Raw genomic sequence first — 25,429 nt, 5'->3', positions numbered from 1 at the left:
ATTCCCGTGTCGCCCCCTCCCCGCTAACGCAGCGGGCCGGGCGCGTAAACAGCTTCGCCGTTGCCAAGACCCCATCCGCCCCTCTATGGCAACGCGCCAGAACAGCATAACTGGACCACCACAGGCATGGCCACCGGCCTCTCCGCTATCTTCATGGCCAACCGCCCCGCCCTGCTGCGCTTCCTGCGCGCACGCGGCGCGGGCGACGATGCCGAAGATCTGTTGCAGGACATGTGGATGAAGCTGGAGGCCAAGGATCTTGGCCCGGTGTCCGATCCTCTTCCCTATCTCTATCGCATGGCGAACAATCTGATGCTGGACCGCTATCGTTCCGCCACGCGGCGCGAACGGCGCGAACAGGATTGGGCGGAGGGCGCGGGCGGCGTGATGGCCGACCCGACCGAGGACATCGCCGTCGATGATCGCATGGTCCTGAACGAACAGTTGAACGAAGCCCGCGCCGTGCTGCGCGACCTTGGCCCGCGCGTCGAACTGGTGTTCCGCCGCTTTCGGATCGAGGGGGTGGGCCAGCGGGTCATCGCCGACGAACTGGGCGTCAGCCTGACCACGGTGGAGAAGGATCTGCAAAAGGCCTATCGGGCCATGCTGTCGCTCAAGCAGAAAATGGATACGGAATGAGCGGGCTGGCGGCGTCCTGTCTCGCAAGGGGCAAAAAATGAACGGGGCTGAAGCCATGATCAACGAGGAGGCGCTGGGTTGGGTCATCCAAACCCGCGATCCGGCATTTAGCGACTGGGACGGCTTCACCACATGGCTGGAGGCGGACCCTGCACACGCATCCGCCTATGACGCGCTGATGCTGGCGTACAGCGAGTTGGACAGTCTCGTGCCGCCGCAAGCCGTGACCATGCCCGTCGCCGCCAACGATCCGGGCGTCAGATCGCGCCGTCCGCTCCGCTGGATCGGCGGCGGCGCTGTTGCGGCGGCCCTCGTGGCGGCTGTCTCTTTCGGTGTCGCAAACCGGAGCGATATCTACAGCGTCACTACCCGCCCCGGCGAAATCCGCGTCATCGCGCTGGACGATGGCACCAAGGTCGAACTGAACGGCGGGACCACCATGCGTTTCGATCGCAAGGACGCCCGCTTTGCCGCGCTGGATGCGGGCGAGGCCGCCTTCACCGTGCGCCATGACACTGCCAATCCCTTCCGCGTGACCGTGGGCGATGCGGTGTTCGAAGATGCCGGTACCGTCTTCAACATCGTCCGGACCAACGCCGCGACCCGGATCGGCGTATCCGAAGGCAAGGTGATCTATAACCCGCAGTCCGAAGCGATCGCCCTGCCCGCCGGCCGCGCGCTGGCGGACGATGCGCAGGGCCTGCGCGTCATGGACATCGCGCCCGCCGCCGTCGCCAGCTGGCGTCAGGGGCAGCTGGTCTATAGCAACGCCCCCGTCACGCAGGTGGCCGAAGACGCCGCCCGCTCGCTGGGCCTGACCGTCCGCTTCACGCCACAGGCGCAGGCGATGCGCTTTACCGGTACGCTGCGGCTGGACCGCGACCCGGCGCGCTTCTTTGCGCAGGCCGCGCCGTTGATGGGCCTGTCTGCCGTGCGTCAGGGGGACGCATGGCTGTTGAAGGAGGGAAATGGGCCGCAGAACTGACCTTCTGATCGTCACCACGCCCCTTTTCGCGATCGCCATAGCGACAGCAACGCCCGCTCTAGGGGCGAACAGACAGGAAATCAGCATCGCCCCCGGCCGGTTGGGCGAGGCAGCGATCGCGCTCGGCCGTCAAACCGGCGTCAGCATCGGCATGTCCGACCAATCGCTCGCGGGCCTGCGCACCCCTGCCGTCCAGGGCCGTATCAGCGCCGAAGCGGCCCTGCGCATATTGCTCAAGGGCAGCGGCGCGAAGGCCCAGCGCGTCGGCGCCAATGGCTGGCGCATCGTCCGCGCCAAATCCCCGCCCCCGCCACCGGCCGCGCCCGCGCCGATCCAGGCCGCCCTGCTGGCCGATCAAACGCCTGCCGAAATCATCGTGACCGCCTCCAAGCGCGACACGCCGCTGCCCCGCTATGCCGGCATGGTGGAGACGCTGGACAGCAGCATGTTCACGACGGCCGAGGCATCGGGCGGCACCGCCACTTTGCTGGCGCGCGTGGCCAGCCTTAGCTCCACCCATGCCGGCGCAGGCCGCAACAAGCTGTTCATCCGCGCCATTGCGGATTCGGGCGTTGCCGGGCCGACGCAGGCGACCACCGGCCAATATCTGGGCGACATGCGGCTGAACTATGCCGCGCCCGACCCCGATCTCAAACTCTACGATGTCGGCCGGGTCGAAGTGCTGGAAGGGCCGCAGGGTACGCTGTACGGCGCAGGATCGCTGGGCGGCATCATCCGCCTGATGCCAAACGCCCCGAACCTGGCCGAATATGGCGGGCAGATGTCGGCTGGCCTGTCCGCCACGCAGCATGGCGATCCGGGGGGCGACCTGTCTGCCACGCTCAACCTGCCCATCGTCTCGGAAAAGCTGGCGCTGCGCGTCGTGGGCTATGGCGTACAGGACGGCGGCTATATCAACGACGTCAATCGCGGCAAGGACGACGTCAATCGGGTACGCACCTATGGCGGCCGCGCCGCGCTGCGCTTTGCGCCCGGCGACGACTGGCTCATCGACCTGAACGGCGTCTATCAACATATCGACGGCGACGACGCCCAATATGCGAGCCGGTCGGTCGGTCGGCTGCAACGCGCATCGGCCGTCGCCCAGCCCTATCATTCGGACTATCTGCTCGGCAACCTGCGCATCGAGAAGCAATGGGACAGCCTGCGCTTCGTCTCCTCGACCGGCTATGTCCGCCATATATTGGCGGAAAGCTACGACGCGACCCAGCCCGATGGGCCGCCCGCTTTGTTCCGCCAGCGCAACCGGGTCGATATCTTCTCGACCGAAAACCGTTTGGTGCGCGACCTGGACAATGGCCTGGGCTGGATATTGGGCGCTTCCTATCTGCAAAGTACATCGGACCTCAATCGCTCGCTCACCTCCTTCGGCACGGCCGAAGTCCAGCCCGCCATCATTCCGGGCGTCGCGATGTATGGCCGCGGCATGGCCGCACCGGCGACCGGCGTGCGCAACATGGTCAAGGAAGCGACCATGTTCGGCGAAGCCTCTTTCGAACCGGTCAAGGGCCTGATCGCCACCTTCGGCGGCCGCCTTACCAACAGCCGCCTGTCGGGCGAGGCGCTCGATCCGGTGGCGGCTCTTTCCGACAGCGAGCTGGCGCGGGCGGAAGCGCAGGCCGACCGCAGCGAGACGATCTTCCTGCCGTCCGCCTCGCTGCTGACCGACGCCATTGCCGACGTCACCCTCTATGCCCGGTTCCAGCAGGGCTTCCGCCCCGGCGGGCTGGCCGTGGATGACCAGCGTGTGCGCCGATACCAGAACGACCGCGCCTCCACCGTGGAGGTCGGCGCGCGCAAGGGCGTACCGGGTCGCGACATCTTCGCCGCCAGCGCCAACATCGCTTATACCGACTGGCGCAACATCCAGGCCGACGTCACCGACCGCATCGGCCTGCCCACCACAGCCAATATCGGCGACGGGCGCATCTATACGGTCGAAGGGCGCATCGTCGTACGGCCGATGGCGCGGCTGACGCTGGACGGCAGCGTCATCTATAATGACAGCCGCCTGACCCAGCCCACGAATTTCGTGCGCATGCTTTCCTATGACGGCCGATCGCTCAGCCTGCCCAATGTCGCCAATCTGGGCGGGCGACTTGCGTTTGATTATCGCACGACCATCGGCGCCGACATGCGCCTCAACCTGTCCGGCTCGGCCCGCTATGTCGGCAAATCGCGCCTCGGCGTCGGGCCGATATTGGGGCAGACCCAGGGCGATTATGTCGATACCAGCCTGTCCGCCAACCTGTCGCGCGGCGCGGTGCAATATTCGCTCTCGCTCACCAACCTGCTGGACAGCAACGGCAATCGTTTCTCGCTGGGCACGCCATTCGACCTGCGCACCGATTATTACACGCCCCTGCGCCCCCGCACTGTCCGCATCGGCGTCGATTTCGCATTCTGAACACCTATTCATCGCATTGACTGACGGAAGCCACGCGCCGGCGTCGTCCAAAGCGCACGCGCGCACTTGATACAGCGCGACACGCAGAGGAGACATCATGCGACATCTACTGGCCTGCACGGCCATCGCGCCCGTGCTTGTGGCCCTTACCGTGGCCGATGCGGCCGCTGAAACGACGATCAGCACCGCCACCACCGCTGCCGTCAAGACCTCCACCGTGGCCAACGGTGCAGCCGACGACATCACCATCAGTTCGGCCGGTTCGATCAAGCTGACCAGCGGCGCCGCCGTCACGCTCGACAGCAACAACAAGGTGTCGAACGCTGGCACCATCACCATCAACGACGCGAACAACGTCACCGGCATCCTGGTCGCCCCCGGCACCAGCGGCGCCATCGCCAACACCGGCACCATCACGCTGACCGAAGATTATACCGCCACCGACACGGACAGCGACGGCGATGTGGACGGCGCCTTCGCCAAGGGCACGGGCAAGAACGGCATTTGGGTTCAGTCCGGCGCGGCGCACACCGGCGCCATCGACCACAGCGGCACCATCACGATCGAGGGCAACCAGTCGGCGGGCATCCGCCTGGACGGCGCGCTGACCGGCAATCTGTCGACCAGCGGCACCACCAGCGCCGTGGGCGACAACAGCTACGGCCTGGTCGCCAACGACGTGACCGGCAATGTCACGCTGCGCGGCTCCACCTCGGCCGCTGGCGCCAACAGCATCGGCGCGGCGCTGCTGGGCGACGTGAACGGCGCGGTGAAGATCCAGGGCACGATCACCAGCACCGGCTATCGCACCACCACCCGCCCGACCGATGTGACCAAACTGGATGCCGACGACCTGCTCCAGGGCGGCTCCGCCGTGGTCATCGCCGGCAATGTGACCGGCGGCGTCATCTTCGACGTGGCCCCTACCTTGAGCGATACCGACACGGACGTCGATGACGACGGCCTGACCGACAGCAGCGAAGGCAGCGCGACCGTCGTTACCTATGGCAAGGCGGCAGCGGTGCATATCGGCGCAGCCGACAGCGACACCAGCATCGGCGCGGTCGCCGCCGGCAACAGCGGCTATGGCCTGATCGTGAACGGCTCCATCGCCGGCTATGGCATCTATGACGGCGTCGATGCCAACGGGCTGGCCATCGGTGGCCTGGGCGGCGACGTGTCCATTGCCAAGGGCGTGCAGATAAAGGGTACGGTCGCGGCCGTTTCCTATGACAGCAACGCCACGGCCCTGCGCTTGGGCTCCGGTGCGAGCGCCGGCACGATCGAGGTCAGCGGTTCCGTCGCGGCCAGCGGATCGACACTGGACGGCACGGTCGCACGCGGCATCGTGATCGATTCCGGCGCGACGGCCGGATCGATCGTCGTGAGCGGTACCGTGGCGGCCGTGGCAGGCAGTACCGAAAAGGGCAGCGCAACCGCGATCCTGGATTCGTCCGGTACCGTCGCCAGCCTCTCCAACACGGGCAAGATCAGCGCTTCGGGCGGCAAGAGCGGCGCCAACGTCGCTATCGACCTGAGCGCCAACAACAGCGGCATCACCCTGACGCAGGCGCTCGCCTCTTCCACCGCGTCCGCGCCCAGCATCGCGGGCGATATTCGCCTGGGGTCGGGCAACGACCGGCTGACCGTGTCGGCCGGCACCATCGCCGGCAACCTCAGCCTGGGCGCCGGCAATGACAGCGTCGCCCTGTCGGGGACATCCAGCCTGACCGGCAACATCGCCTTTGGCACCGGCACCAACAGCCTGACCATTGCGGACACGGCCAGTATCACGGGCGACGTCGATTTCGGCAGCGGCGCTGGCACGCTGACGCTGGGCGGCACATCGTCGCTATCGGGTGCGATCGCCAACGCCGGCAACGTCGCCGTGGTCCTGAACGGCGGTACACTCAGCAGCAGCGGCACCGGTTCGGTCGCGCTGGCTTCCTTGTCGGCCAGCGGTACCTCCACGCTGGGCATCACCATCAATGGCGCGACCGGCGCCAGCACCGTCTATGACGTCGCGGGCGCGGCCAGCTTCGCCAGCGGATCGCAGGTCAAGGTCAACCTGACCAGCGTCGGCGGGTCGGAAGGCGATTATGTCATCGTTCGCGCCGGATCGCTCAGCGGGTCGCCCACGCTCACCACCTCCACCTTGCTGCCCTATATGTTCAAGGGCAGCGTGGCGGGCGACGGCAGCGCGGGCACCGTCACCCTTTCGGTCGCGGCCAAGTCCGTGTCGGAACTGGGCCTGAGCGGATCGACCGCCAGCGCTTATTCGGCGATCTTCAACGCGCTGGACAATGATGCCGACGTCGCTGCTGCCTATCTGGCGATCAATGACGGGGCCACCCTGACCAGCAATCTGCGCCAGATGCTGCCCGACCATGCCGGCGGCACTTTCGAAGCCGTCACATCGGGATCGCGCGCTACCGCGCGCATCCTGTCCGATCCCAACGGCATCTATCGCACCAAGGACGGCCGCCTCGGCTTCTGGCTGCAACAGGTCGCCTTCGGCAGCGCCAAGAGCGTGGGCAGCACCGCATCCTACGACATCACCGGCTGGGGTGCTGGCGGCGGCTTGGAATATCTGAGCGACATCGGCGCATTCGGCGGCTCCTTCGCCTATATCCACGGCAGCGATAGTGCCGGGTCGAACAATGCGGTCGATTCCGACCAGTTCGAACTGGCGGCGCACTGGCGCGGCCAGTGGGGGCCGCTGCTCAGCTTCGCCCGCCTGTCGGCCGCGCGCATCAAATTCGATGGCACCCGCCATTTCGAAAGCGGCGACGTCACTCGCACCGCCGATGGCCGGTGGAACGGCACGCTCATGTCCGCGACGGCCGGCGCCGCCTATCAGATCGACATGGGCCGCTTCAGCCTGCGTCCGGCGGCCGGCATCGACTATTACCGGCTCAAGGAAGACGGCTACAGCGAAACCGGTGGCGGCGATGCGTTCAACCTGACCGTGCTGGGCCGTACGAGCGACGAACTGACCGCCAACGGCACCGTTACCGCCGGCTATGACTTTGGCAGCCTGAACAAGGAAGATGGCTGGGTGCGCATCGAACTGGAGGGCGGCCGTCGCCAGATCTTGGGCGGCTCGCTGGGCGATACGACCGCGTATTTCAAGGGCGGCGATCGCTTCACGCTGGTTTCGGAAGAGCGCACCAACGGCTGGACCGGCCGCGCCCGCCTCTATGGTGGCACCGACACATTCCGGGTCGGCGGCGAATTTGGCGCAGAAGAACAACAAAATCACGTCGCCATCTCATTTAGGGCGACGGTTAACTTCGTCCTGTGACGTCTTGAGGATGAAAGGACGGGCCACACCCCACAGACCCTCCCGGTCCGTCCTTTTCGCTCCGGCACATATCCCTCCCCAAGGGCGCCGGGCATAAAAGAGGGGCGTCGCTGGTCCCCCCGGCGGCGCCCCTTATGCGTTGGTCAGTGGGAAGCCTGGTCGATCTGGTCCAGCAATCGGTTCAACGCCTCGTCCATCATCTCATCCGCTGGAATCGCTTCATTCTTCTCGCGTTCTATGATGATGTGGGCAATTGTATTTGCAGTGGCACCGGCCTGACCGCTGGCCCATGCGAATGTGAACTCCGCCTGCCCGGACAAGGCCTTGCGGTCGCCAGTCCCAAATACGCCCCAGGATCGCGCGCACAATTTGACACGCAACATCTGCCAATCGATCCGAAGATCTCCGATATTTGCCAGGGGCCGATCGGCCTCACGCTCGGACAGCGCCCGCTGGACCATCAGCGGAAAATCCTTCGGCGATCGCAGGAAATCCCGGCCGCGCAGCTTGCCGTTGGGCATGCACAACAGCCCCGCCCGAACGGGACCGACGACCGTCGTCAGCGGAAATGCGATCGACGCAGTGACGGTCGGCGATGGCGTGGCCATAATGGGTTCGGCCAGAGCAGGCGTCGCCGCCAGCGCCATGATGACGGGCAGGATGCCCCAAAAGCTGAAGCGATACATATGATCCATAGCCCCTTCCCCAGAGACTATGGATCATATCTGTTCGTCGCACTCAAGCCCGATCGCAAGACTCGCGAATCAGCCCGCCAGCGCCTTCTTCACCAGTTCGTTGACGACCTGCGGATTGGCCTTGCCCTGCATCGCCTTCATCGTCTGACCGACGAAGAAACCGAACAGGGCTTCCTTGCCCCCACGATATTGCTCGACCTTGTCGCCATTCTTCGCCAGCACATCGGCAACCACCGCTTCGATCGCGCCGGTGTCAGACGTCTGCTTCAGACCCTTGTCCTCGACGATCTTGCCGGGCTTCTCGCCCGTCTCCAGCATGATCTCGAACACCTGCTTGGCGATCGTGCCGCTGATCGTCCCGTCGGCCACCAGCGCCAGCAATTGTGCGCCTTCCTCAGGGCTTACTGGGCTGTCTTCCAGGCTTTTGCCAATGCGGTTGAGCGCCCCGTACAGTTCCGACAACAGCCAGTTGGCAGAAGCCTTGGCGACTTCGCTCTCGCTCTTCTTCTGGATGCGCGCGGCTTCGGCCAGCAGCGCCTCGAACCAGCGGGCCGTGTCGGCGTCGGCGGTCAGCGTCGCGGCGTTATACGCGCTCAGGCCCAGATCCTGCGCATAGCGGCGCAGCTTGGCATCGGGCAGTTCCGGCAGCGACTGGCGGCACGCCTCCAGAAAGGCGTCGTCCAGTTCCAGCGGCAACAGGTCGGGATCGGGGAAGTAGCGATAATCATGCGCATCTTCCTTCGACCGCATCGACCGCGTCTCGTTCCGGTCCGGATCGTAAAGGCGGGTTTCCTGCACGATCTTGCCGCCCGCTTCCAGCACATCGACCTGGCGGCTTGCCTCATGCTCCACCACGGCCATGACGAAACGCACGGAATTGACGTTCTTCGTCTCCGTCCGCGTACCGAATTCCTCGCCCGGACGACGCACGGACACGTTCACATCGGCGCGCATCGACCCCTGGTCCATATTGCCGTCGCACGATCCGACATAGCGCAGGATGGTACGCAGCTTCGACAGATAGGCCCCTGCTTCGGCGGGCGACCGCATGTCCGGCTTCGACACGATTTCCATCAGCGCCACGCCCGACCGGTTGAGGTCGACATAGCTGCTCGTGGGATGCTGGTCGTGCATCAGCTTGCCGGCATCCTGCTCGACATGGATACGCTCGACGCCGACGACCTTCTTGCTGGCGTCAGGGTTCTTTTCGTCCAGCACGATCTCGATCTGCCCTTCACCCACGATCGGGTGATAGAGCTGGCTGATCTGATAGCCCTGCGGCAGGTCGGCGTAGAAATAATTTTTCCGGTCGAACCGCGACCATTTGTTGATCTGCGCGTCGATCGCCATGCCGGTACGCACCGCCTGACGGATGCATTCCATGTTCGGCACGGGCAGCATGCCGGGCATGGCCGCATCGACCAGCGACACCTGCGTGTTCGGCTCCGCCCCGAACGCCGTCGCCGCGCCCGAAAACAGCTTGGCGTTCGACGTCACCTGCGCATGGACTTCCAGGCCGATCACGACCTCCCACTCGCCGGTTGCGCCCTGGATGCGATAGGTTGATTCAGTCATTAGCTTCTCGTTCCGGCGTAATAAGTGGGACGGTAGGAAAATAGGTGCGATACCATCGTGGATCACGTGTCATTACGGTAGCACCAATCGCTTGGGCATGACCTCCGATAAGAAAGTCAGGCAACGCGGATTTGGGAGCGCCAGGCCCTCTGCGACTGCGATATACCTCAAAAGCCCGGCCTGCGAGAAAAGCACCCTCATCAGTAAGAGGCTCTAAAGAGATCAGCATAGCGACCAGTATCTCACGAAGATTATTAAACGCTTCAAATTTCGCTGCCAACTCTCCAATCACAATGGGATTCACAAAGAGATAGGCGCCAAATGCAGCACGACTTAAGTTGGCACGGGACCAATCGAACCAGTAGGGATCGCGATCAAAAACATCTATAAGCACGTTAGTATCAACGAGGATCACGGCTCGTAATTACCCCGAATCTCCCGCATATATTCGTCCGTACTCATTCCGTCTGGATTAGGATACTTCCCAGCGATCGCATTAATGGCCTCCCGTACGCGCCGCACCCGTGCGGCAGACTCTTCCGGGCTGAAACCCAGAGGCGCGACCACCACTTGCCCAGCCTCATTAACGACAACCTTGTAGGGCTGCCCCGGGACAAGACCGGCCGCGTCCCGAATGGCCTTGGGGATTAAAATCTGCCCCTTGCTAGTCATGGTTCCGGTTTCGATCTTGCTCGGCGCGTTCATAGTTACGTCTCCAGTGTTACCAAGGTAACACTTTGGTCATGCCATTACCACCATTTGCCCGGCCGCGCCGCAAAGCCCGAACGCTCCTCGATCGCGAGGCTTGCGTTCAGCACCGTCTGCTCGTCCAGCGCCTTGCCGATGATCTGCAATCCGATCGGCAGCCCGGCCGAATCCAGCCCGCCCGGCACCGCCATCGCAGGCAGTCCGGCCAACGAAGCCGGCACGGTGAAGACGTCGTTCAGATACATGGCCAGCGGATCGGCCTGCTTCTCGCCCAGCGCGAACGCCGCGCTCGGCGCGGTCGGCGTGAGCAGCAGGTCGCACTTTTCGAACGCCAGTTCGAAATCGCGCGCGATCAGCGCCCGGACCTTTTGCGCCTGCGTATAATAAGCGTCGTAGAAGCCCGCCGACAACACATAGGTGCCGATCATGATGCGGCGCTTGACCTCCGGGCCGAAACCGGCGGCGCGGGTCGCGGCATACATGTCCTGCAAGCCCGCCCCATCGGGCAGGTCGCGCTGGCCATAGCGCACGCCATCATAGCGGGCGAGGTTGGAGGATGCTTCGGCCGGTGCGATGATATAATAGGTCGGCAGCGCATATTTGGTATGCGGCAGCGACACTTCGACCACTTCGGCGCCCGCGTCCTTCAGCCAAGCGATACCGCGATCCCACATCGCGGCGATTTCGGCGTTCAGGCCATCGGGGCGATATTCCTTGGGAATACCGACAGTCTTGCCGCGCAGATCGCTCGACAACCCGGCTTCCCACTGCGGAACGGACAGATCGAGCGACGTCGAATCCTTGGGGTCGAAGCCCGCCATGACCTCCAGCAGGATCGCATTGTCGCGCACCGTGCGCGCCATCGGCCCGGCCTGGTCCAGCGACGAGGCGAACGCGACGATGCCCCAGCGCGAACAGCGTCCATAGGTCGGCTTGATGCCGCTGATACCGGTGAAGGCCGCCGGCTGACGGATCGAACCGCCGGTATCGGTGCCGGTCGCCGCAGGGCACAGCCGCGCGGAAATCGCCGACGACGACCCGCCCGAAGACCCACCCGGCGCCAGCGCAGCATTGTCGCCGCCAGCCCGCCGCCAGGGCGAAATCACATTGCCATAATAGCTCGTCTCGTTGGACGATCCCATGGCGAACTGGTCCAGGTTCAGCTTGCCCAGCATCCCCGCGCCCGCCGCCCACAGCTTGCCCGACACGGTCGATTCATAGGTCGGCACGAAACCTTCCAGCATGTGAGAAGCGGCGGTCGTCTGCACGCCCTGCGTACAGAACAGATCCTTCATGCCGATCGGCACGCCGGAAAGGGCACCCAGCGTTTCACCGGCCGCCTTTGCCTTGTCGGCGGCATCGGCCGCTTCCAACGCCTTTTCCGGGGTTTCCACGATGAAGGCGTTCAGCGCCTTTGCGGCCGCGACATTGGCGTTGAAGCCTTCCGCCACCTCGCGCGCCGAAAAATCGCCCGCGCGAAAACCATCGCGGATTTCCGCAACGGTCAGATCAGTAATATTCGTCATTATTCGATCACCTTGGGCACCGCGAAGAAGCCATGTTCGGCCTGCGGCGCATTGGCCAACACCTTGTCGCGCACATTGCCGTCGGTCACGGCATCCACGCGCAGCCGTTGATGGTTGGGGATGACGGCCGTCATCGGCTCTACGCCGGTGACGTCCACCTCGCCCAGTTGCTCCACCCAGCCCAGGATGTTGTTGAATTCTGGCACCATGGCTTCGGCTTCGGCGTCGGTCACCGAAATGCGCGAGAGGCTGGCGATCTTTTTCACGGTCTGAAGGTCTATCGACATGGGCCGCCGCTACCATCCACGCCCGTCCGCTTCAAGCGCGTTTCGCAGACGCCGCCCGCATGTCCGGTTTCGCAGCACCCCTTGCGCCCGCCCGCCCCATGCGCCAGACATGGCGCAATTATTTCGGAGAGCATGGGTGGCCCGCAAATTCCTCTATGTCATCGCAACGCTGGTCGTGCTGGTGATCGCGGCGCTGCTCATCTACCGGATATGGGGGATGCAGCTCATCCGCATGGTGATGGTGCCGCGCGAAGCCTATGCGCAACTGCAACCGCTGCCCGCCAATGCCTATGACGCTGCCGATATGTGGATCGCCCGGCCCGACATCGTGAAGGACAATGTCGCGCTCTGGACCCCGGCCGGCGTGGCCACGCCCCGCGCGGCACAACCGGCCGCCATCTTCTTCATCCACCCGACCAGCTATATCACCACCTTCGGCGACGCCCACTGGAACGCCCGATTGGGTGACAAGGATGCCGATGCCACCGCCCGCCGCTTCGTCATGGGCCAGGCCAGCGCCTTCAATGCCGCCGGCACCGTCTGGGCGCCGCGCTATCGCCAAGCCAATTACGGCGCCTTCCTGACCGACAAGCCTGCGGGCGACAAGGCGCTGGCGGACGCCTATCGCGACGTCGCCCAGGCCTTCGCCGCTTTCCTGAAGGCCAATCCCACCGGCCCGCTGATCCTGGCCGGCCACAGCCAGGGGTCGCGCCACCTGCTCCAGCTGTTGCGCGAACAGGTGGAGGGCAAACCCGTCGCCGACCGCGTCGTCGCCGCCTATGTCGTTGGCTGGCCGGTATCGGTGGAGGCGGACCTGCCCGCGCTCGGCCTGCCTGCCTGCGCGCGGCAGGATCAGGCCCATTGCATCGTCAGCTGGCAAAGCTACGCCGAACCGGCCGATCCGTCTGCCGTGGTCGAAAGCTTCGAGCGCAAGACAGGCTATACCGGCCGCCCGCGCAAGGGCACGCACATGCTCTGCACCAACCCCATCACCGGCGCGTTCAACGGCGCAGCCCCGGCCAGCGCCAACATCGGTACGCTCGACGCGCGCGAACAGGGCCAGCTGCCCAAGCTGGTCACCGGCGTCGTGCCGGCGCGCTGCGACACCAGCGGCGTGCTGATGATCGGGGAGCCGGTCGACATGGGGCCGTTCACGCTGCCGGGCAATAATTATCATGTCTATGACTACAGCCTGTTCTGGGGCAATGTGCGGCAGGATGCACAGAAACGACTGGCGGCCTTCCTAAAGAAGTGACTTGCGGCCCAGGACATGACAGGGCGCATTCATGACTAGCGCACCCATGAAACTGGTTACCACCGATCGCGTCGCCTTTCGAAAGGCTCTGCCGCAGGGCGGGCGGCTGATCGGCATGGATGTCGGCACGAAGACGATCGGCCTGGCACTGTGCGATGCGGAGTGGTCGATCGCCAGTCCGGCCTACACCGTCACCCGCGGCAAGTTCAGCAAGGACAAGATCGGCCTGGCCGCCTTCATCGAGCAGCAGATGGTGAGGGGCATCGTCATCGGCCTGCCGCTCAACCTGGACGGCAGCAACAGTCCGCGCAGCCAATCGAGCCGCGCCTTCGCCCATAATGTCGCCGACCTAGGCTGCCCGGTCCTGCTGTGGGACGAACGCTGGTCGACGCAGGCCGTCACCCGCACCCTGCTGGAAGCCGATGCCAGCCGCGCCCGCCGTGACGAACTGGTCGACAAACTCGCCGCCAGCTACATATTGCAGGGCGCGATCGACGGACTGGTCGCTGGGCTGGAGTAAAACTCTTCCTCATTCATCCGTCACCCCGTTGCAGGCTGGGGTCTCAGGCGAGATAGCACCAAGGCTGGAGATAGAGACATATGAACATGCACCCCCGCCTTTTCCGCTGCGCCATCCTCGCCGCGGCTTCCCTTGTCCCCACGGCTGCCAACGCCGGCTTCTACAGCGGGGACGAACTTTACGCGGCCTGCACGGCGGACAAGAACGGCAAGGATTATTTCGAGCGCAGCTATGAATGCCTGGGCTATATCAGCGGCGCAGTGGATGCGTTCAACACGACACGGGAAGCCAATAATCTCAAAAGCTGCCTGCCCGGCGGCGTGACGATCAACGAACTGCGCACCACCACGGTCAACTATCTGAGCAGGAACCCGATCGACCGCAAGAAATCCGCCTCCTCCCAGGTCTTCGCCGCCACCCGCAAGGCCTGGCCCTGCACGACGCCGAAGAAGGCGACAGCGAAGAAGAAGGCGGCGCGCAGGAAGCGGTAGCGCGGGTTAGTTAGTCCCCGTCCCGCCCATAGACATCGGGCAGGAACTGCACCCCGGTCGCGGTCGGCACGGCGGTGAGATAGGTCAGATAGACTGGCACGGGCTGCGGCAGCGGCTCATGCTGTTCCGGCGCGTCGCTGTCGTTCGTGGGCGTCTTGCCGAAGAACCAGCGACCCAGCCGCTGCGCATCCTCCAGCCGGACGCAGCCATTGCTGTAATGGCGGTCCTCCTTGGCGAACAGGTCGCGTTGCGGCGTGTCGTGCAGGTAGATGCCCAGATCATTGGGGAACATGAACTTGATCCGCCCCATGGCGTTGCTGCCGCCCGGCAATTGCCGCACGCGCACTTCGCTCTGCCCATCGGCCACCGCCTGCCAGTCGATCGCGCTCTGCGCCAGCGGCGCGGCGTTGGCGGTCCAGTCGGTCAGCGCCTCGTACCGCATCCCCTTGAGCGACCCGCCCGCCAATATCTTGGGCGCGACCTTGCGCTCGACCAGGTCGGTCGGGATGTTCCAATAGGGGTTCAACGTCGCATAGCGGATCATCCCCGCCATCAGCGGCGTCGGAGATTCCTTGGCGCCGGCCACGACCTTCATCGTGCCGTCCATCGCGCCCTTGCTGTAATAATAGAGCCGGGCCGACGCTGCATCCACCACCACATGCCGGGTCCATGGGCCGGGCAGCAGCCGCGCCCGCTCCATATTGATCGCCAGCAGATGCGCATAACGCTCCGGCCCATCGTTGAGCGCACTGATCGTCATCGTGCCGGCCACGCCATCGGGCTTCAGCCCGTGGTCGGTCTGGAACGCCTTCACCTTCGCCACCAGCGCCTTGTCATAGGCGACGCCGTCGCTCAGCCCCATCCGATGGCGCAGCAGTGCAATCTCCGGCACCTTGCCACCGGGGCGCAGCTTCACATCCGGCGGGATTTGTACCGCAGGAAGCCCACCCCATGTCTCCATATAGCCCGCCCGCGCCGCACGCAGCCGCATGTACAGCGGGCTCATCCATCCGGCGGACTGGATATAGTCGGTCAGCGACGGCGCGAGCGATGCCGCACGCACGATATCGGCCGGGCCAGGCGGCTTGGTATCAAGTTCGGGGTCGAGATAACGGATCTTCACGCCTCTGGCCGGGCGGCGCATATCGGCAACCAGATCGGCAAAGGCACGCGACAGGGCCAGATCAGCGCGGGCGAGCGCCTTGGGCGTGCCTTCGCTATCTGCCGCCTCGATCAGTTTCTCTAGGTCGCGCCCGCCATAACTGCGCGGGTTGAGGCCGTCGGCATCGCTCTGCGCGATCAGCGCCAGCAACGCATCCGCCTGCGGCCCGATGCGATCTTTTTCCACCCAGAGCGGCCAATAGCCGCGCGGGGCATAGAAATCCTTGTACTTGCCGCTGACCCCCGCGCGGATTTCGGCGGCCACGCTCGACCTGGCGGCGTCGGCGGCGGCATTGCCCTGCGCCAAGGCGACGGGCGCAGGCGTAGCGACCGTGACCAGCACCCCAGCGATCAGCGCAGCGAAGAGCGAGTGGGCGCGACATGGTCGCCGCGCCCTAAAAGCTGCGTGGATCAGCCGCGTTCTCCTCGACGCGACGGCGCCGGCGGCGGGGGTGGCGGCGGGCAAGGCGGACCCTGAACAGCATGATAGATGCCATCGGCGGTGTAATAGCCATCGACATAGCCGTCGCCGTCGCGGTCCGCCGCGACCGTGCCGGCGATGGCGCCGGGGCCGACCGGCGGTGCGGACGTCACCGGCGCGTCATTCTTGGAGCAGGCGCTCAGGGCCAGAAGCCCGCCAGCGGCCAAAGCCAGATATTTATACTGCATATACACTCCCTGTACGCCGGGGGCGGCAAAGCCGTCCTGCGCCGTTAGACATCTCGCCGCGACCCGCGCGGCTCGACGCTAACGTTCCAGGGCGGGATTCAATCCATTACCGTATCGAAATGACGGCGACCGGTGCCGCAACAGCGCCAGTCCGTTATGCAACCACCCATTGCGCCGACGGGATGCCCTGCGCATAGAGCAGCACCGACAGGTCGCCATGGACGATTTCCGCTGCCGCTGCCTCGCGGGTCTTGGGCTTGGCATGATAGGCGACGCCCAATCCCGCGCCCTGGATCATCGGAATATCGTTGGCGCCATCGCCCACTGCCAGCGTCAGCGCCCGGTCGATGCCGCCTGCGATCGCCGCCTCCAGTTCCGTCCGCTTGCGCGCGGCATCCACGATCGGCTTGGTCACGGTGCCCAGCAGCGCGCCGTCGGCAATCTCCAGTACATTGGCGACATGCACATCGAAACCGATCTCTTGTGCCACCGGCCCGGTAAAGCGCGTAAAGCCGCCCGACACCAGCAGCGTCTTCGCGCCCCGCGCCTTCATCGTGCGGACCAGCGCCTTGGCCCCGCCCATGATGACGACCCGCTCGGCACGGCACTGGTCGATCGCGCTGTCGGGCAAGCCCTTCAGCAGCGCGACCCGCCCATGCAGCGCGCCTTCGAAATCCAGTTCGCCGCGCATCGCCCGTTCGGTGATCTCGGCGATTTGCGGCTTTATTCCGGCATAGTCGGCCAGTTCGTCGATGCACTCGACGGTGATCATGGTGGAGTCCATGTCGGCGATCAGCAACGTCTTCTCGCGCGCCTCCACCGGCTGGACGATCACATCGACCTTGTCGCCCACGCCGGTCAGCGCCGCGCGGGCCGCGACCGGATCGACCGCGAAGAATATGTCGGCGGCCTTGTCCTGATCCAGCCATGCGACATCGCCCGGCTGGCAGCCGGCATCGCGCAGCCGATCGACCGCCAGCGCAATATCCCCCTGCCCGATCGAGCCACTTGCCACTAAGGTCGCGACGAACATGTCATACTCCGAACCAGAAACCGGCGAATCCCGCCCACGGGTCGCGCTTATTGCCGGGCCGACCGCCAGCGGCAAGAGCGCGCTGGCCATTGCCCTTGCCAAAGCGACAGGGGGCGTCGTCATCAATGCCGATGCCAGCCAGGTCTATGCCGACCTCGCCATCCTGTCCGCCCGCCCCTCGCCGGAGGAAATGGGCGATGTTCCCCACCGCCTGTTCGGCCATATCGACGGCGCGGAAGCCTGCACCGCGCCGCGCTGGGCGGCCGAGGCAAAGGCGGAAATCGCCGCTGCCCATGATGCTGGCCGGTTGCCGGTGCTGGTCGGCGGCACCGGCCTGTATATCCGCACCCTGCTGGACGGCATCGCCCCAGTGCCGGAGATCGACCCCGATATCCGCGCCACCGTCCGCGGCTTGCCGGTGGCGCTGGCGCACGCAGCCCTGTCCCGCGAAGACCCCGAAGCCGCCGCCCGCCTTGCGCCCGCCGACACCACCCGCGTCGCCCGCGCGCTCGAAGTGGTGCGATCGACCGGCACGCCGCTCAAGCAATGGCAGCAGCATAAGGAAGGCGGCATCGCCGGCCGGATCACGCTCGCCCCGATGATCCTGCGCCCGCCGCGCGACTGGTTGATCGAGCGGTGCGACCGCCGCTTCGCCCAGATGGTCGAGGCCGGCGCGATCGAGGAGGTGGCCCGGTTGCTCACCCGCAACCTCAACCCCGACTTGCCGGTGATGCGTGCCATCGGCGTGCCGGATATCGCCGCCTATCTGCGCGGAGACAGCGAGTTGGACAGTGCTATCGCGGCAGGAAGCCTGGCCACCCGCCAATATGCAAAGCGCCAATATACCTGGTTCACCAATCAGCCCCCGGCCGGCTGGCCGCGCGAAGGCCGCGCCATTAATGATAAGATCATTGGTGAATTAGCAACTAAATTACAACATTAGCGCTTGACCCGTCATTTTCTGTCCACTAGAGGCAGGCGCCTTGCCATTAAAGGCATGCGGGCGCAAAGCACGCCCGTATCGACGAATTTACATCAAACGCAGGAGTATCATCGTGGCCGAAAAGAGCGGCGCGGACATATTGGTTCAATGCCTGGTCGATCTGGGCGTCGAAGTCGTGTTCGGGTATCCGGGTGGCGCGGTGCTACCCATTTATGACGCGCTCTATAATCATCCCACGATCAAGCATGTGCTCGTCCGCCACGAACAGGGCGCGACCCACATGGCGGAGGGCTATGCCCGCTCCACCGGCAAGCCCGGCGTCGTTCTGGTCACGTCCGGTCCGGGCGCGACCAATGCCGTCACCGGCATCACCGACGCGCTGATGGATTCGATCCCGATGGTCGTCATCACGGGGCAGGTGCCCACGCAGCTGATCGGCACGGATGCGTTCCAGGAAGCGGACACGATCGGCATCACGCGCCACTGCACCAAGCATAATTATCTGGTGAAGTCGCCGGCCAGGCTGGCCGAGGTCGTGCACGAAGCCTTCCATATCGCCACCACCGGCCGCCCAGGCCCGGTTGTCGTCGATATCCCCAAGAACGTCCAGATCGCGACCGCGCCCTATGCCCGGCCGGAACTGAAGGTTCATGCCAGCTATCACCCGCAGACCAAGGCGGATGCGGCAGGCATCGACGCAGCCGTCGAAATGCTGGCCGCGGCCGAGCGCCCGATCCTCTATACCGGCGGCGGCGTCATCAATTCTGGGCCGCAGGCGACCGCATTATTGCGCGAACTGGCGGCGCTGACCGGAGCGCCCGTCACCTCGACCCTGATGGGTCTGGGCGCTTTCCCCGCATCGTCCGACCAGTGGCTGGGCATGCTGGGCATGCACGGCACCTATGAAGCCAACTGGGCGATGAACCAGGCGGACCTGATCCTGTGCGTCGGCGCCCGCTTCGACGATCGCGTGACCGGCCGGCTCGACGCCTTCGCGCCCAACAGCCGCAAGATCCACATCGATATCGACCGCAGCTCGATCAACAAGATCGTCGATGTCGACGTCGCCATCGTGGCCGATGTCGGCAGCGCGCTGGACGACATCATCGCCCTGTGGAAGCAGCGCAATCACCAGAAGGTCGATTTGACCGAATGGTGGGCGCGGATCGCGGGCTGGCGCGCCAAGCGCAGCCTCGACTATGCCGAAAACGGCGTCGAGATCATGCCCCAGCGCGCGATCGCCGCCCTGTATTCGGCGACCAGGGCGACCGGCAAGGACGTCATCATCACGACCGAAGTGGGCCAGCACCAGATGTGGGCGGCCCAGCATTTCGGCTTCGATGCGCCCAACAAATGGCTGACATCGGGTGGCCTTGGCACCATGGGCTATGGCTTCCCCGCCGCCATCGGTGCGCAGATGGGCAATCCCGACAGCCTGTGCATTTGCATCGCGGGCGACGCCTCGGTCCAGATGAACATTCAGGAACTGGGCACCGCCAGCCAATATCGCCTGCCGGTCAAGCTGTTCATCCTGAACAATGAATATATGGGCATGGTCCGCCAATGGCAGGAACTGACCTATGAAAGCCGCTATTCCAACAGCTATTCGGACAGCCTGCCCGATTTCGTGAAGCTGGGCGAGGCCTATGGCTGGACCGGCATCCGCATCGAAGGGCCGCAGGACCTGGAGGCGGGCATCCGCCAGATGCTGGAAACGGACGGCCCCGTGATCGTCGATTGCCGCGTGGCGAAAATGTCGAACTGCTTCCCGATGATCCCATCGGGCGCGGCGCACACCGACATGCTGCTCGACCCCAGCCAGGTGGAGGGCGTGATGTCCGACGAGGCAAAGGCTCTGGTCTGAAGGTGAAGCTGTGACCCGGCATCTGAAACTTCGCATCCATGTGACGGAGCCGTGGGATTTCGAAAGGATCGCCGGCACCGCCGAAATCCACGGCTGGACCATCGACCATGCCGATCCGGACAATGAAGAATGGGAAGTGCATCTGGACGCCGGGTTCGACTTTAACGGTCGGCATATCGGCACCCTGCTGGTCAGCCCTCGTTATGTCGGAGAACAGCTCACGCGCATGTTCGACGCTGTGGCGGGCTTCCCCGTCCGCCTCGCCCACGCCCAGGACGGCGGCTGGCACTTCGCCTTCGCCGCCATGATTTCACAGCGCCACGACAAGGCCGATGAAGACGGCCATGACCGGCACGAAGATACGGATAACGGGACGACCATCTGATGCACATCCAGGAAGAACTCAGCCAGCGGCACGTCCTGTCGCTGACCGTTTCGAACGAGGCGGGCATATTGGCGCGCATAGCGGGCCTGTTCACCGCGCGCGGCTATAATATCGACAGCCTGACCGTGGCGGACATCACGCAGGACCATGGCGTCAGCCGCATCACCATCGTCACCAACGGCCCGCCCAAGGTGATCGACCAGATCATCGCGCAACTCGACCGGCTGGTGCCGGTGCATAAGGTGACCGACCTCACGGAAAACGGCCCCTTCGTGGAGCGCGAACTGGCGTTGGTGAAGGTCGCCGGCACGGGCGAGGACCGGATCGAGGCGCTGCGCCTGGCCGACGTGTTCCGCGCCAAGGTGGTCGATACGACGATCGAAAGCTTCATCTTCGAAATCACCGGCACGACCGACAAGATCGACAATTTCGTCGGCCTGATGCGGCAGATCGGCCTGGTCGAAGTGGGCCGCACCGGCGTCGTCGGCCTGATCCGGGGCAAGGAAGCGAATTAATTCACGCCGTCCGTCCGGGCGGCATCATCCACCATGAATGTCTAACGCCTCCCGCATGGGAGGACGAGAAGGGGAATATCCATGAAGGTTTATTACGATCACGACGCGGACATCGGCCTGATCAAGGGCAAGAAGGTCGCCATCCTGGGCTATGGTTCGCAGGGCCACGCCCATGCGCAGAATCTGCGTGACAGCGGCGTCGCCGAAGTCGCGATCGCGCTGCGCCCCGGTTCGCCCAGCGCCAAGAAGGCCGAAGGCGCAGGCTTCAAGGTTCTGCCGAACAAGGAAGCCGCCCAGTGGGCCGACGTGCTGATGATCCTGGCGCCCGACGAGCATCAGGCCGCCATCTATGAAGCCGACATCAAGGGCAATCTGCGCCCCGGCGCCGCGCTCGCCTTCGCCCATGGCCTGAACATCCATTTCGGCCTGATCGAAGTGCCGGCCGACATCGACGTCATCATGATCGCGCCCAAGGGCCCTGGCCACACCGTCCGCGGCGAATATCAGCGCGGCGGCGGCGTCCCTTGCCTGATCGCCGTCCATCAGGACGCGACCGGCAACGCCCATGACATCGCCCTGTCCTATGCCAGCGGCGTCGGCGGCGGTCGCAGCGGCATCATCGAAACCAACTTCCGCGAAGAATGCGAAACCGACCTGTTCGGCGAGCAGGCCGTGCTGTGCGGCGGCGCGACCGCGCTGGTCCAGGCCGGTTTCGAAACGCTGGTCGAAGCGGGCTATGCCCCGGAAATGGCCTATTTCGAATGTCTGCACGAACTGAAGCTGATCGTCGACCTGATGTATGAAGGCGGCATCGCAGACATGCGCTATTCGATATCGAACACCGCAGAATATGGCGACATCAAGACCGGCCCGCGCATCATCACCGAAGAAACCAAGAAGGAAATGAAGCGCGTTCTGGCCGACATCCAGTCGGGTCGGTTCGTCAAGGACTTCATCCTGGACAACCGCGCCGGCCAGCCGGAGCTGAAGGCCAGCCGCATCGCCGCCAAGCGTCACCCGATCGAACAGACCGGTGAAAAGTTGCGCGCCATGATGCCCTGGATCGGCGCCAACAAGCTGGTGAACAAGGACAAGAACTGACGGCTGCAAAATAGCCCCTCCCTTGAACGGGAGGGGAGCAGACAGCGTAAGCGGGAACGATCCGTTTCCGCTTACGGCTCTGGCGCAATCGAGGGGCGTGGCTTATTCAAGCTGCGCCCCTTGAGCGTTTTACGGAGAGTCTGTCTCATGAAGAAATTTCTGATCCCCGCCGCCGCCCTGATCGCCATTGCCGGCGGCAGCGTCGTCATCGCCCAGGGTGCCGCCGCCCCCGGCACCAAGGATGTCGCCAAGGTCACCGGCGGCACCTATCAGGTCGAACCCAGCCACACCCAGATCGTCTTTGCCTATGACCATATGGGCTTCACCAACAATATGGGCGTGATCGCGCAGCCCACCGGCACGCTGACCCTGGACAAGGCCAACCCCGCCGCGTCCAAGGTGTCGATCGACGTCCCGATCGCCAACCTCACCACCGGCATCCCCGCGCTGAACGAGCATCTGGCCAAGCCCGAATTTTTCGACGTCGCCAAATTCCCCAAGGCGACCTTCGTGTCGACCGGCGTGAAGACCGACGGCCCGACCGGCGCGACCATCACCGGCAACCTGACGATCAAGGGCATCACCAAGCCCGTGACTCTGGACGCCGAATTTTACGGCGCCGGCGCGAACCCGATGAACAAGAAGGAAAATATCGGCTTCGTCGCCACCGGCACGATCAAGCGCAGCGATTTCGGCATGGGCATGGCGGTGCCGGTCGTCGGTGACGCGGTGGAGCTAAAGATCATCGCCGCGTTTCAGAAGTAACGGCCAGAAGTAAGCGCGATGCGCCTGCCGGCACGGTTCGCTCTGCTTTCCAGCATGATCGCGCTCGTGCCGGCGACCGCCGCGCCACCCATCGTGCCGCCGCCCGCGCCCACAGTGCGGGCGGCGCTCTATGCCCCCGGTCGCTATGCGGTCGATAGCGAAGCGACCAAGGTCCATTTCCGCGTAAAGGCGCTGGTCGGCAGTTATGAGGGCGACTTCCTTGCCCCTGAAGGCAGCGTCGTCATCGACCCCGCCCGGCCCGACCGCGCCAGCGTGGACGTGCGCTTCCCGGTCGAGAAGCTGACCACGGGCGACTCGTCCACCGATGCGATGCTGAAGGGCGACAGCTTCTTTGCCATGCGCGAATATCCGATCATCCGCTTTACGGCGCAGGACGCGCCACTGGTCGGCGGCGATGCCGCGAGCCCGGTTCCCGGCCAACTCACCATGCACGGGCAGACCCGCCCCGTCACCCTCTCCGTTCGACTGGTCGGCACGACCCCGGATGAAGCGCCGGGCCTTTCGGTGCTGCATTTCACCGGCACCATGACGGTGGAGCGCAGCCATTATGGCATGGGTTTCGGTCGTCCCTTCGTGTCCGACCATGTGGAACTGACCATCGACGCAATATTCCGTCGCGGCTGAACGGCTGTGCGACAGAAACATCTTTACCCGCGCCCCCGAAAAGGGTTAAGGGGCGGCATCATGCAGCGCGTCTCGCTTCTTACCCTGCTACGACTTACACGCCCTTAGGCGTGGCTTTTGTGCTGCCTTCCGGCTAAGGGCAGCGTCGATCCGCCTAAGGGCATTCATCACAGTCAAGTCGTACCCCGGAAGCGCCCATATGCGCGCTCCGTGTCAGGAAGTAGTTTGATCCCATGATGCTGACCGATCCCGCACAAAAATATCGCGCCTTCCCTCAGGTGGACCTGCCCAACCGCCAATGGCCGTCGAACGTCATCACCAAGGCACCCCGCTGGCTGTCCACCGACATGCGCGACGGCAACCAGTCGCTGATCGACCCCATGAACGCGGAAAAGAAGCGCCGCTTCTTCGACCTGCTGCTCAAGGTCGGCGTGAAGGAGATCGAGGTCGGCTTCCCGGCCGCCGGCGCGACCGAATTCGACTTCATTTCCGGGCTGGTCCGCGACGGCGCGATCCCCGACGACGTCATGCCGCAGGTACTCACGCAGGCGCGCGAAGACCTGATCGCCACCACTTTCGAAAGCCTGCGCGGCGCGAAACAGGCCATCGTCCATGTCTATAACGCGATCTCGCCCGCCTGGCGGAACATCGTGTTCCAGATGGAACGGCCGCAGATCCGCGACATCGCAATCCACGCGGCCAAGCTGCTGCGCGACAATGCCGCCAAGCAGCCCGACACCGATTGGCATTTCGAATATTCGCCCGAAACCTTCTCCACCGCCGAACTGGATTTCAGCCTGGAATGTTGCGAGGCGGTGATGGAAATTCTTGCGCCCACGCCGGAACTGCCGCTGATCCTGAACCTGCCCGCCACCGTCGAGTGCGCGACGCCCAATATCTATGCCGACCAGATCGAATGGATCTGCCGCAATATCTCCAAGCGCGACAGCGTGGTGATTTCGCTGCACACCCATAATGATCGCGGCACCGGGGTCGCCGCGGCCGAACTGGGCATCATGGCCGGCGCCGACCGCGTCGAAGGCTGCCTGTTCGGCAATGGCGAACGCACCGGCAATTGCGATCTGGTGACCGTTGCGCTGAACATGTACACGCAGGGTATCAATCCGGAACTGGACTTCAGCGACATCGACGAAGTCATCCAGACCGTCGAATATTGCAACCAGCTGCCCGTCCACCCGCGCCATCCCTATGCCGGTGAACTGGTGTTCACCGCTTTCTCCGGCAGCCATCAGGATGCGATCAAGAAGGGCTTTGCCGCGCAGGAAGCGCGCAACGACCTGTTCTGGAACGTCCCCTATCTGCCGATCGACCCCAAGGATCTGGGCCGGGACTATGAAGCGGTGATCCGCGTCAATTCGCAATCGGGCAAGGGCGGCGTCGCTTGGGTGCTGCAACAGGACAAGGGTTACAAACTGCCCAAGCGGATGCAGGCAGACTTCTCCAAGGTGGTGCAGGGCCTGGCCGACCAGTCGAGCCGCGAACTCAACGCCGCCGATATCGGGGAAGCGTTCGAAACGCATTATTGCCTGACCGGCGACCAGGCCTATAGCCTGATCGACTATCATGAAAGCGGCACGGCGGGCGACCGCATCTTCACCGGCAAGATCGCGCATGAAGGCGTCGAGCGTTCCATTTCCGGGCGCGGCAACGGCCTGCTTTCCTCGGTGCTGGCCGCGCTGCGCGACGAGTTCGGCGTACAGCTCGAAATTGCGGACTATAGCGAACATGCGATCGGCGCCGGCAGCGACGTAAACGCCGCCGCCTATGTCGAATGCCGCACGCCCGATGGCCGTACGGTCTTCGGCGTGGGCACCGACAGCGACGTTGCGACGGCTTCGGTCAAGGCCGTGTTGTCCGCCGCCAACGGGATTGCCGTACGGGGCTAACAGACTGCTCCCCGGCGCAGGCCGGGGT

The 25,429-nt window shown here is 64.5% G+C and carries 24 protein-coding genes; 15 read left to right on the top strand and 9 right to left on the bottom strand.

The window, feature by feature from the left end; translation table 11 throughout:
* The first annotated feature begins 126 nt into the window (after window positions 1-126).
* The 4 genes from AC07UX_RS03065 to AC07UX_RS03050 all read left to right on the top strand — a co-directional run bounded on the left by AC07UX_RS03065 (window position 127) and on the right by AC07UX_RS03050 (window position 7,356).
* Complete coding sequence (locus tag AC07UX_RS03065; protein WP_495191774.1) at window positions 127-639, top strand: RNA polymerase sigma factor; 513 nt, start codon at window positions 127-129, stop codon at window positions 637-639.
* A gap of 55 nt (window positions 640-694) precedes the next feature.
* The gene (locus AC07UX_RS03060; RefSeq protein WP_495191773.1) at window positions 695-1,624 is read left to right on the top strand and encodes a FecR family protein; all 930 of its coding nucleotides are present in this window, start codon (window positions 695-697) and stop codon (window positions 1,622-1,624) included.
* Window positions 1,608-4,052: a TonB-dependent receptor gene (locus AC07UX_RS03055; RefSeq protein ID WP_495190532.1), complete on the top strand. Its 2,445-nt coding sequence runs from the start codon at window positions 1,608-1,610 to the stop codon at window positions 4,050-4,052. The genes AC07UX_RS03060 and AC07UX_RS03055 overlap by 17 nt, the downstream gene beginning before the upstream one ends.
* Before the next feature lie 97 nt (window positions 4,053-4,149).
* Window positions 4,150-7,356 (top strand): autotransporter outer membrane beta-barrel domain-containing protein, encoded by a 3,207-nt coding sequence (locus tag AC07UX_RS03050; protein WP_495190531.1) that lies wholly within the window; start codon window positions 4,150-4,152, stop codon window positions 7,354-7,356.
* Window positions 7,357-7,499: 143 nt separating this feature from the next.
* On the opposite strand, the gene AC07UX_RS03045 is transcribed toward AC07UX_RS03050, so the two are convergent.
* From AC07UX_RS03045 to gatC, 6 genes are all read right to left on the bottom strand, one after another.
* Window positions 7,500-8,003 carry a hypothetical protein gene (locus AC07UX_RS03045; protein WP_495190530.1) on the bottom strand — a complete coding sequence of 168 codons (504 nt, stop codon included), beginning with the start codon at window positions 8,001-8,003 and terminating at the stop codon, window positions 7,500-7,502.
* 117 nt (window positions 8,004-8,120) lie between these two features.
* The gene (gene gatB, locus AC07UX_RS03040; protein ID WP_495190529.1) at window positions 8,121-9,626 is read right to left on the bottom strand and encodes an Asp-tRNA(Asn)/Glu-tRNA(Gln) amidotransferase subunit GatB; all 1,506 of its coding nucleotides are present in this window, start codon (window positions 9,624-9,626) and stop codon (window positions 8,121-8,123) included.
* Entirely contained in the window at window positions 9,619-10,041 is a 423-nt protein-coding gene (locus AC07UX_RS03035; RefSeq protein WP_495190528.1) for a type II toxin-antitoxin system VapC family toxin, read from the bottom strand. The genes gatB and AC07UX_RS03035 overlap by 8 nt, the downstream gene beginning before the upstream one ends.
* Window positions 10,038-10,331, bottom strand: a complete 294-nt coding sequence (locus AC07UX_RS03030) for an AbrB/MazE/SpoVT family DNA-binding domain-containing protein (RefSeq protein ID WP_495190527.1) — start codon at window positions 10,329-10,331, stop codon at window positions 10,038-10,040. Before AC07UX_RS03030 ends, AC07UX_RS03035 begins: the two co-directional genes overlap by 4 nt.
* A gap of 44 nt (window positions 10,332-10,375) precedes the next feature.
* Window positions 10,376-11,860 carry an Asp-tRNA(Asn)/Glu-tRNA(Gln) amidotransferase subunit GatA gene (gatA, locus tag AC07UX_RS03025; RefSeq protein ID WP_495190526.1) on the bottom strand — a complete coding sequence of 495 codons (1,485 nt, stop codon included), beginning with the start codon at window positions 11,858-11,860 and terminating at the stop codon, window positions 10,376-10,378.
* Complete coding sequence (gatC, locus tag AC07UX_RS03020; protein WP_120249709.1) at window positions 11,860-12,147, bottom strand: Asp-tRNA(Asn)/Glu-tRNA(Gln) amidotransferase subunit GatC; 288 nt, start codon at window positions 12,145-12,147, stop codon at window positions 11,860-11,862. Before gatC ends, gatA begins: the two co-directional genes overlap by 1 nt.
* A 136-nt stretch (window positions 12,148-12,283) precedes the next feature.
* Between gatC and AC07UX_RS03015 the strand changes: the two genes are divergently transcribed.
* The 3 genes from AC07UX_RS03015 to AC07UX_RS03005 all read left to right on the top strand — a co-directional run bounded on the left by AC07UX_RS03015 (window position 12,284) and on the right by AC07UX_RS03005 (window position 14,413).
* Window positions 12,284-13,402, top strand: coding sequence for a DUF3089 domain-containing protein (locus AC07UX_RS03015; RefSeq protein ID WP_495190525.1), 1,119 nt, complete (start codon window positions 12,284-12,286; stop codon window positions 13,400-13,402).
* 46 nt (window positions 13,403-13,448) lie between these two features.
* A complete protein-coding gene (gene ruvX, locus AC07UX_RS03010) occupies window positions 13,449-13,922 on the top strand; it encodes a Holliday junction resolvase RuvX (RefSeq protein WP_495191772.1) in 474 nt (157 codons plus the stop codon).
* Window positions 13,923-14,002: 80 nt separating this feature from the next.
* Window positions 14,003-14,413, top strand: coding sequence for a Rap1a/Tai family immunity protein (locus AC07UX_RS03005; RefSeq protein WP_495190524.1), 411 nt, complete (start codon window positions 14,003-14,005; stop codon window positions 14,411-14,413).
* A gap of 10 nt (window positions 14,414-14,423) precedes the next feature.
* Here AC07UX_RS03005 and AC07UX_RS03000 read toward each other — a convergent pair whose 3' ends face one another.
* From AC07UX_RS03000 to serB, 3 genes are all read right to left on the bottom strand, one after another.
* The gene (locus AC07UX_RS03000; RefSeq protein ID WP_495190523.1) at window positions 14,424-15,917 is read right to left on the bottom strand and encodes a L,D-transpeptidase family protein; all 1,494 of its coding nucleotides are present in this window, start codon (window positions 15,915-15,917) and stop codon (window positions 14,424-14,426) included.
* 68 nt (window positions 15,918-15,985) lie between these two features.
* Window positions 15,986-16,243 (bottom strand): hypothetical protein, encoded by a 258-nt coding sequence (locus AC07UX_RS02995; protein WP_495190522.1) that lies wholly within the window; start codon window positions 16,241-16,243, stop codon window positions 15,986-15,988.
* 154 nt (window positions 16,244-16,397) lie between these two features.
* Complete coding sequence (gene serB / locus AC07UX_RS02990) at window positions 16,398-17,276, bottom strand: phosphoserine phosphatase SerB (protein WP_495190521.1); 879 nt, start codon at window positions 17,274-17,276, stop codon at window positions 16,398-16,400.
* Between serB and miaA the strand changes: the two genes are divergently transcribed.
* The 8 genes from miaA (at window position 17,275) to leuA (ending at window position 25,401) form a co-directional block, all read left to right on the top strand.
* Window positions 17,275-18,219 (top strand): tRNA (adenosine(37)-N6)-dimethylallyltransferase MiaA, encoded by a 945-nt coding sequence (gene miaA, locus AC07UX_RS02985; protein ID WP_495190520.1) that lies wholly within the window; start codon window positions 17,275-17,277, stop codon window positions 18,217-18,219. The genes serB and miaA overlap by 2 nt on opposite strands.
* 112 nt (window positions 18,220-18,331) lie before the next feature.
* Window positions 18,332-20,083, top strand: a complete 1,752-nt coding sequence (locus AC07UX_RS02980) for an acetolactate synthase 3 large subunit (protein WP_495190519.1) — start codon at window positions 18,332-18,334, stop codon at window positions 20,081-20,083.
* A gap of 10 nt (window positions 20,084-20,093) precedes the next feature.
* Complete coding sequence (locus AC07UX_RS02975) at window positions 20,094-20,468, top strand: hypothetical protein (RefSeq protein ID WP_495190518.1); 375 nt, start codon at window positions 20,094-20,096, stop codon at window positions 20,466-20,468.
* The gene (gene ilvN, locus AC07UX_RS02970; RefSeq protein ID WP_495190517.1) at window positions 20,468-20,983 is read left to right on the top strand and encodes an acetolactate synthase small subunit; all 516 of its coding nucleotides are present in this window, start codon (window positions 20,468-20,470) and stop codon (window positions 20,981-20,983) included. The genes AC07UX_RS02975 and ilvN overlap by 1 nt, the downstream gene beginning before the upstream one ends.
* Before the next feature lie 81 nt (window positions 20,984-21,064).
* The gene (gene ilvC, locus AC07UX_RS02965) at window positions 21,065-22,084 is read left to right on the top strand and encodes a ketol-acid reductoisomerase (protein ID WP_495190516.1); all 1,020 of its coding nucleotides are present in this window, start codon (window positions 21,065-21,067) and stop codon (window positions 22,082-22,084) included.
* 147 nt (window positions 22,085-22,231) lie between these two features.
* On the top strand, window positions 22,232-22,849 hold the full coding sequence (locus AC07UX_RS02960; protein WP_495190515.1) for a YceI family protein: 618 nt from the start codon (window positions 22,232-22,234) through the stop codon (window positions 22,847-22,849).
* Between the two features lie 18 nt (window positions 22,850-22,867).
* Window positions 22,868-23,494, top strand: coding sequence for a YceI family protein (locus AC07UX_RS02955; protein WP_495190514.1), 627 nt, complete (start codon window positions 22,868-22,870; stop codon window positions 23,492-23,494).
* 233 nt (window positions 23,495-23,727) lie between these two features.
* Window positions 23,728-25,401 carry a 2-isopropylmalate synthase gene (leuA, locus tag AC07UX_RS02950; RefSeq protein ID WP_495190513.1) on the top strand — a complete coding sequence of 558 codons (1,674 nt, stop codon included), beginning with the start codon at window positions 23,728-23,730 and terminating at the stop codon, window positions 25,399-25,401.
* Window positions 25,402-25,429: the final 28 nt, after the last annotated feature.

It is taken from the genome of Sphingobium sp. GW821-FHT02B05, assembly GCF_059421905.1.
Note: the sequence above shows the minus strand (reverse complement) of the source record. Positions and strands in the feature narration are given on the sequence as shown.

Coding starts and splice junctions, on each gene's coding strand:
- AC07UX_RS03065 (WP_495191774.1), top strand. CDS start 127: ATGGCCACCGGCCTCTCCGCTATCTTCATGGCCAACCGCCCCGCCCTG.
- AC07UX_RS03060 (WP_495191773.1), top strand. CDS start 695: ATGATCAACGAGGAGGCGCTGGGTTGGGTCATCCAAACCCGCGATCCG.
- AC07UX_RS03055 (WP_495190532.1), top strand. CDS start 1,608: ATGGGCCGCAGAACTGACCTTCTGATCGTCACCACGCCCCTTTTCGCG.
- AC07UX_RS03050 (WP_495190531.1), top strand. CDS start 4,150: ATGCGACATCTACTGGCCTGCACGGCCATCGCGCCCGTGCTTGTGGCC.
- AC07UX_RS03045 (WP_495190530.1), bottom strand. CDS start 8,003: ATGGCGCTGGCGGCGACGCCTGCTCTGGCCGAACCCATTATGGCCACG.
- gatB (WP_495190529.1), bottom strand. CDS start 9,626: ATGACTGAATCAACCTATCGCATCCAGGGCGCAACCGGCGAGTGGGAG.
- AC07UX_RS03030 (WP_495190527.1), bottom strand. CDS start 10,331: ATGAACGCGCCGAGCAAGATCGAAACCGGAACCATGACTAGCAAGGGG.
- gatA (WP_495190526.1), bottom strand. CDS start 11,860: ATGACGAATATTACTGATCTGACCGTTGCGGAAATCCGCGATGGTTTT.
- gatC (WP_120249709.1), bottom strand. CDS start 12,147: ATGTCGATAGACCTTCAGACCGTGAAAAAGATCGCCAGCCTCTCGCGC.
- ruvX (WP_495191772.1), top strand. CDS start 13,449: ATGAAACTGGTTACCACCGATCGCGTCGCCTTTCGAAAGGCTCTGCCG.
- AC07UX_RS03005 (WP_495190524.1), top strand. CDS start 14,003: ATGAACATGCACCCCCGCCTTTTCCGCTGCGCCATCCTCGCCGCGGCT.
- AC07UX_RS02995 (WP_495190522.1), bottom strand. CDS start 16,243: ATGCAGTATAAATATCTGGCTTTGGCCGCTGGCGGGCTTCTGGCCCTG.
- miaA (WP_495190520.1), top strand. CDS start 17,275: ATGTCATACTCCGAACCAGAAACCGGCGAATCCCGCCCACGGGTCGCG.
- serB (WP_495190521.1), bottom strand. CDS start 17,276: ATGTTCGTCGCGACCTTAGTGGCAAGTGGCTCGATCGGGCAGGGGGAT.
- ilvN (WP_495190517.1), top strand. CDS start 20,468: ATGCACATCCAGGAAGAACTCAGCCAGCGGCACGTCCTGTCGCTGACC.
- ilvC (WP_495190516.1), top strand. CDS start 21,065: ATGAAGGTTTATTACGATCACGACGCGGACATCGGCCTGATCAAGGGC.
- AC07UX_RS02960 (WP_495190515.1), top strand. CDS start 22,232: ATGAAGAAATTTCTGATCCCCGCCGCCGCCCTGATCGCCATTGCCGGC.
- AC07UX_RS02955 (WP_495190514.1), top strand. CDS start 22,868: ATGCGCCTGCCGGCACGGTTCGCTCTGCTTTCCAGCATGATCGCGCTC.
- leuA (WP_495190513.1), top strand. CDS start 23,728: ATGATGCTGACCGATCCCGCACAAAAATATCGCGCCTTCCCTCAGGTG.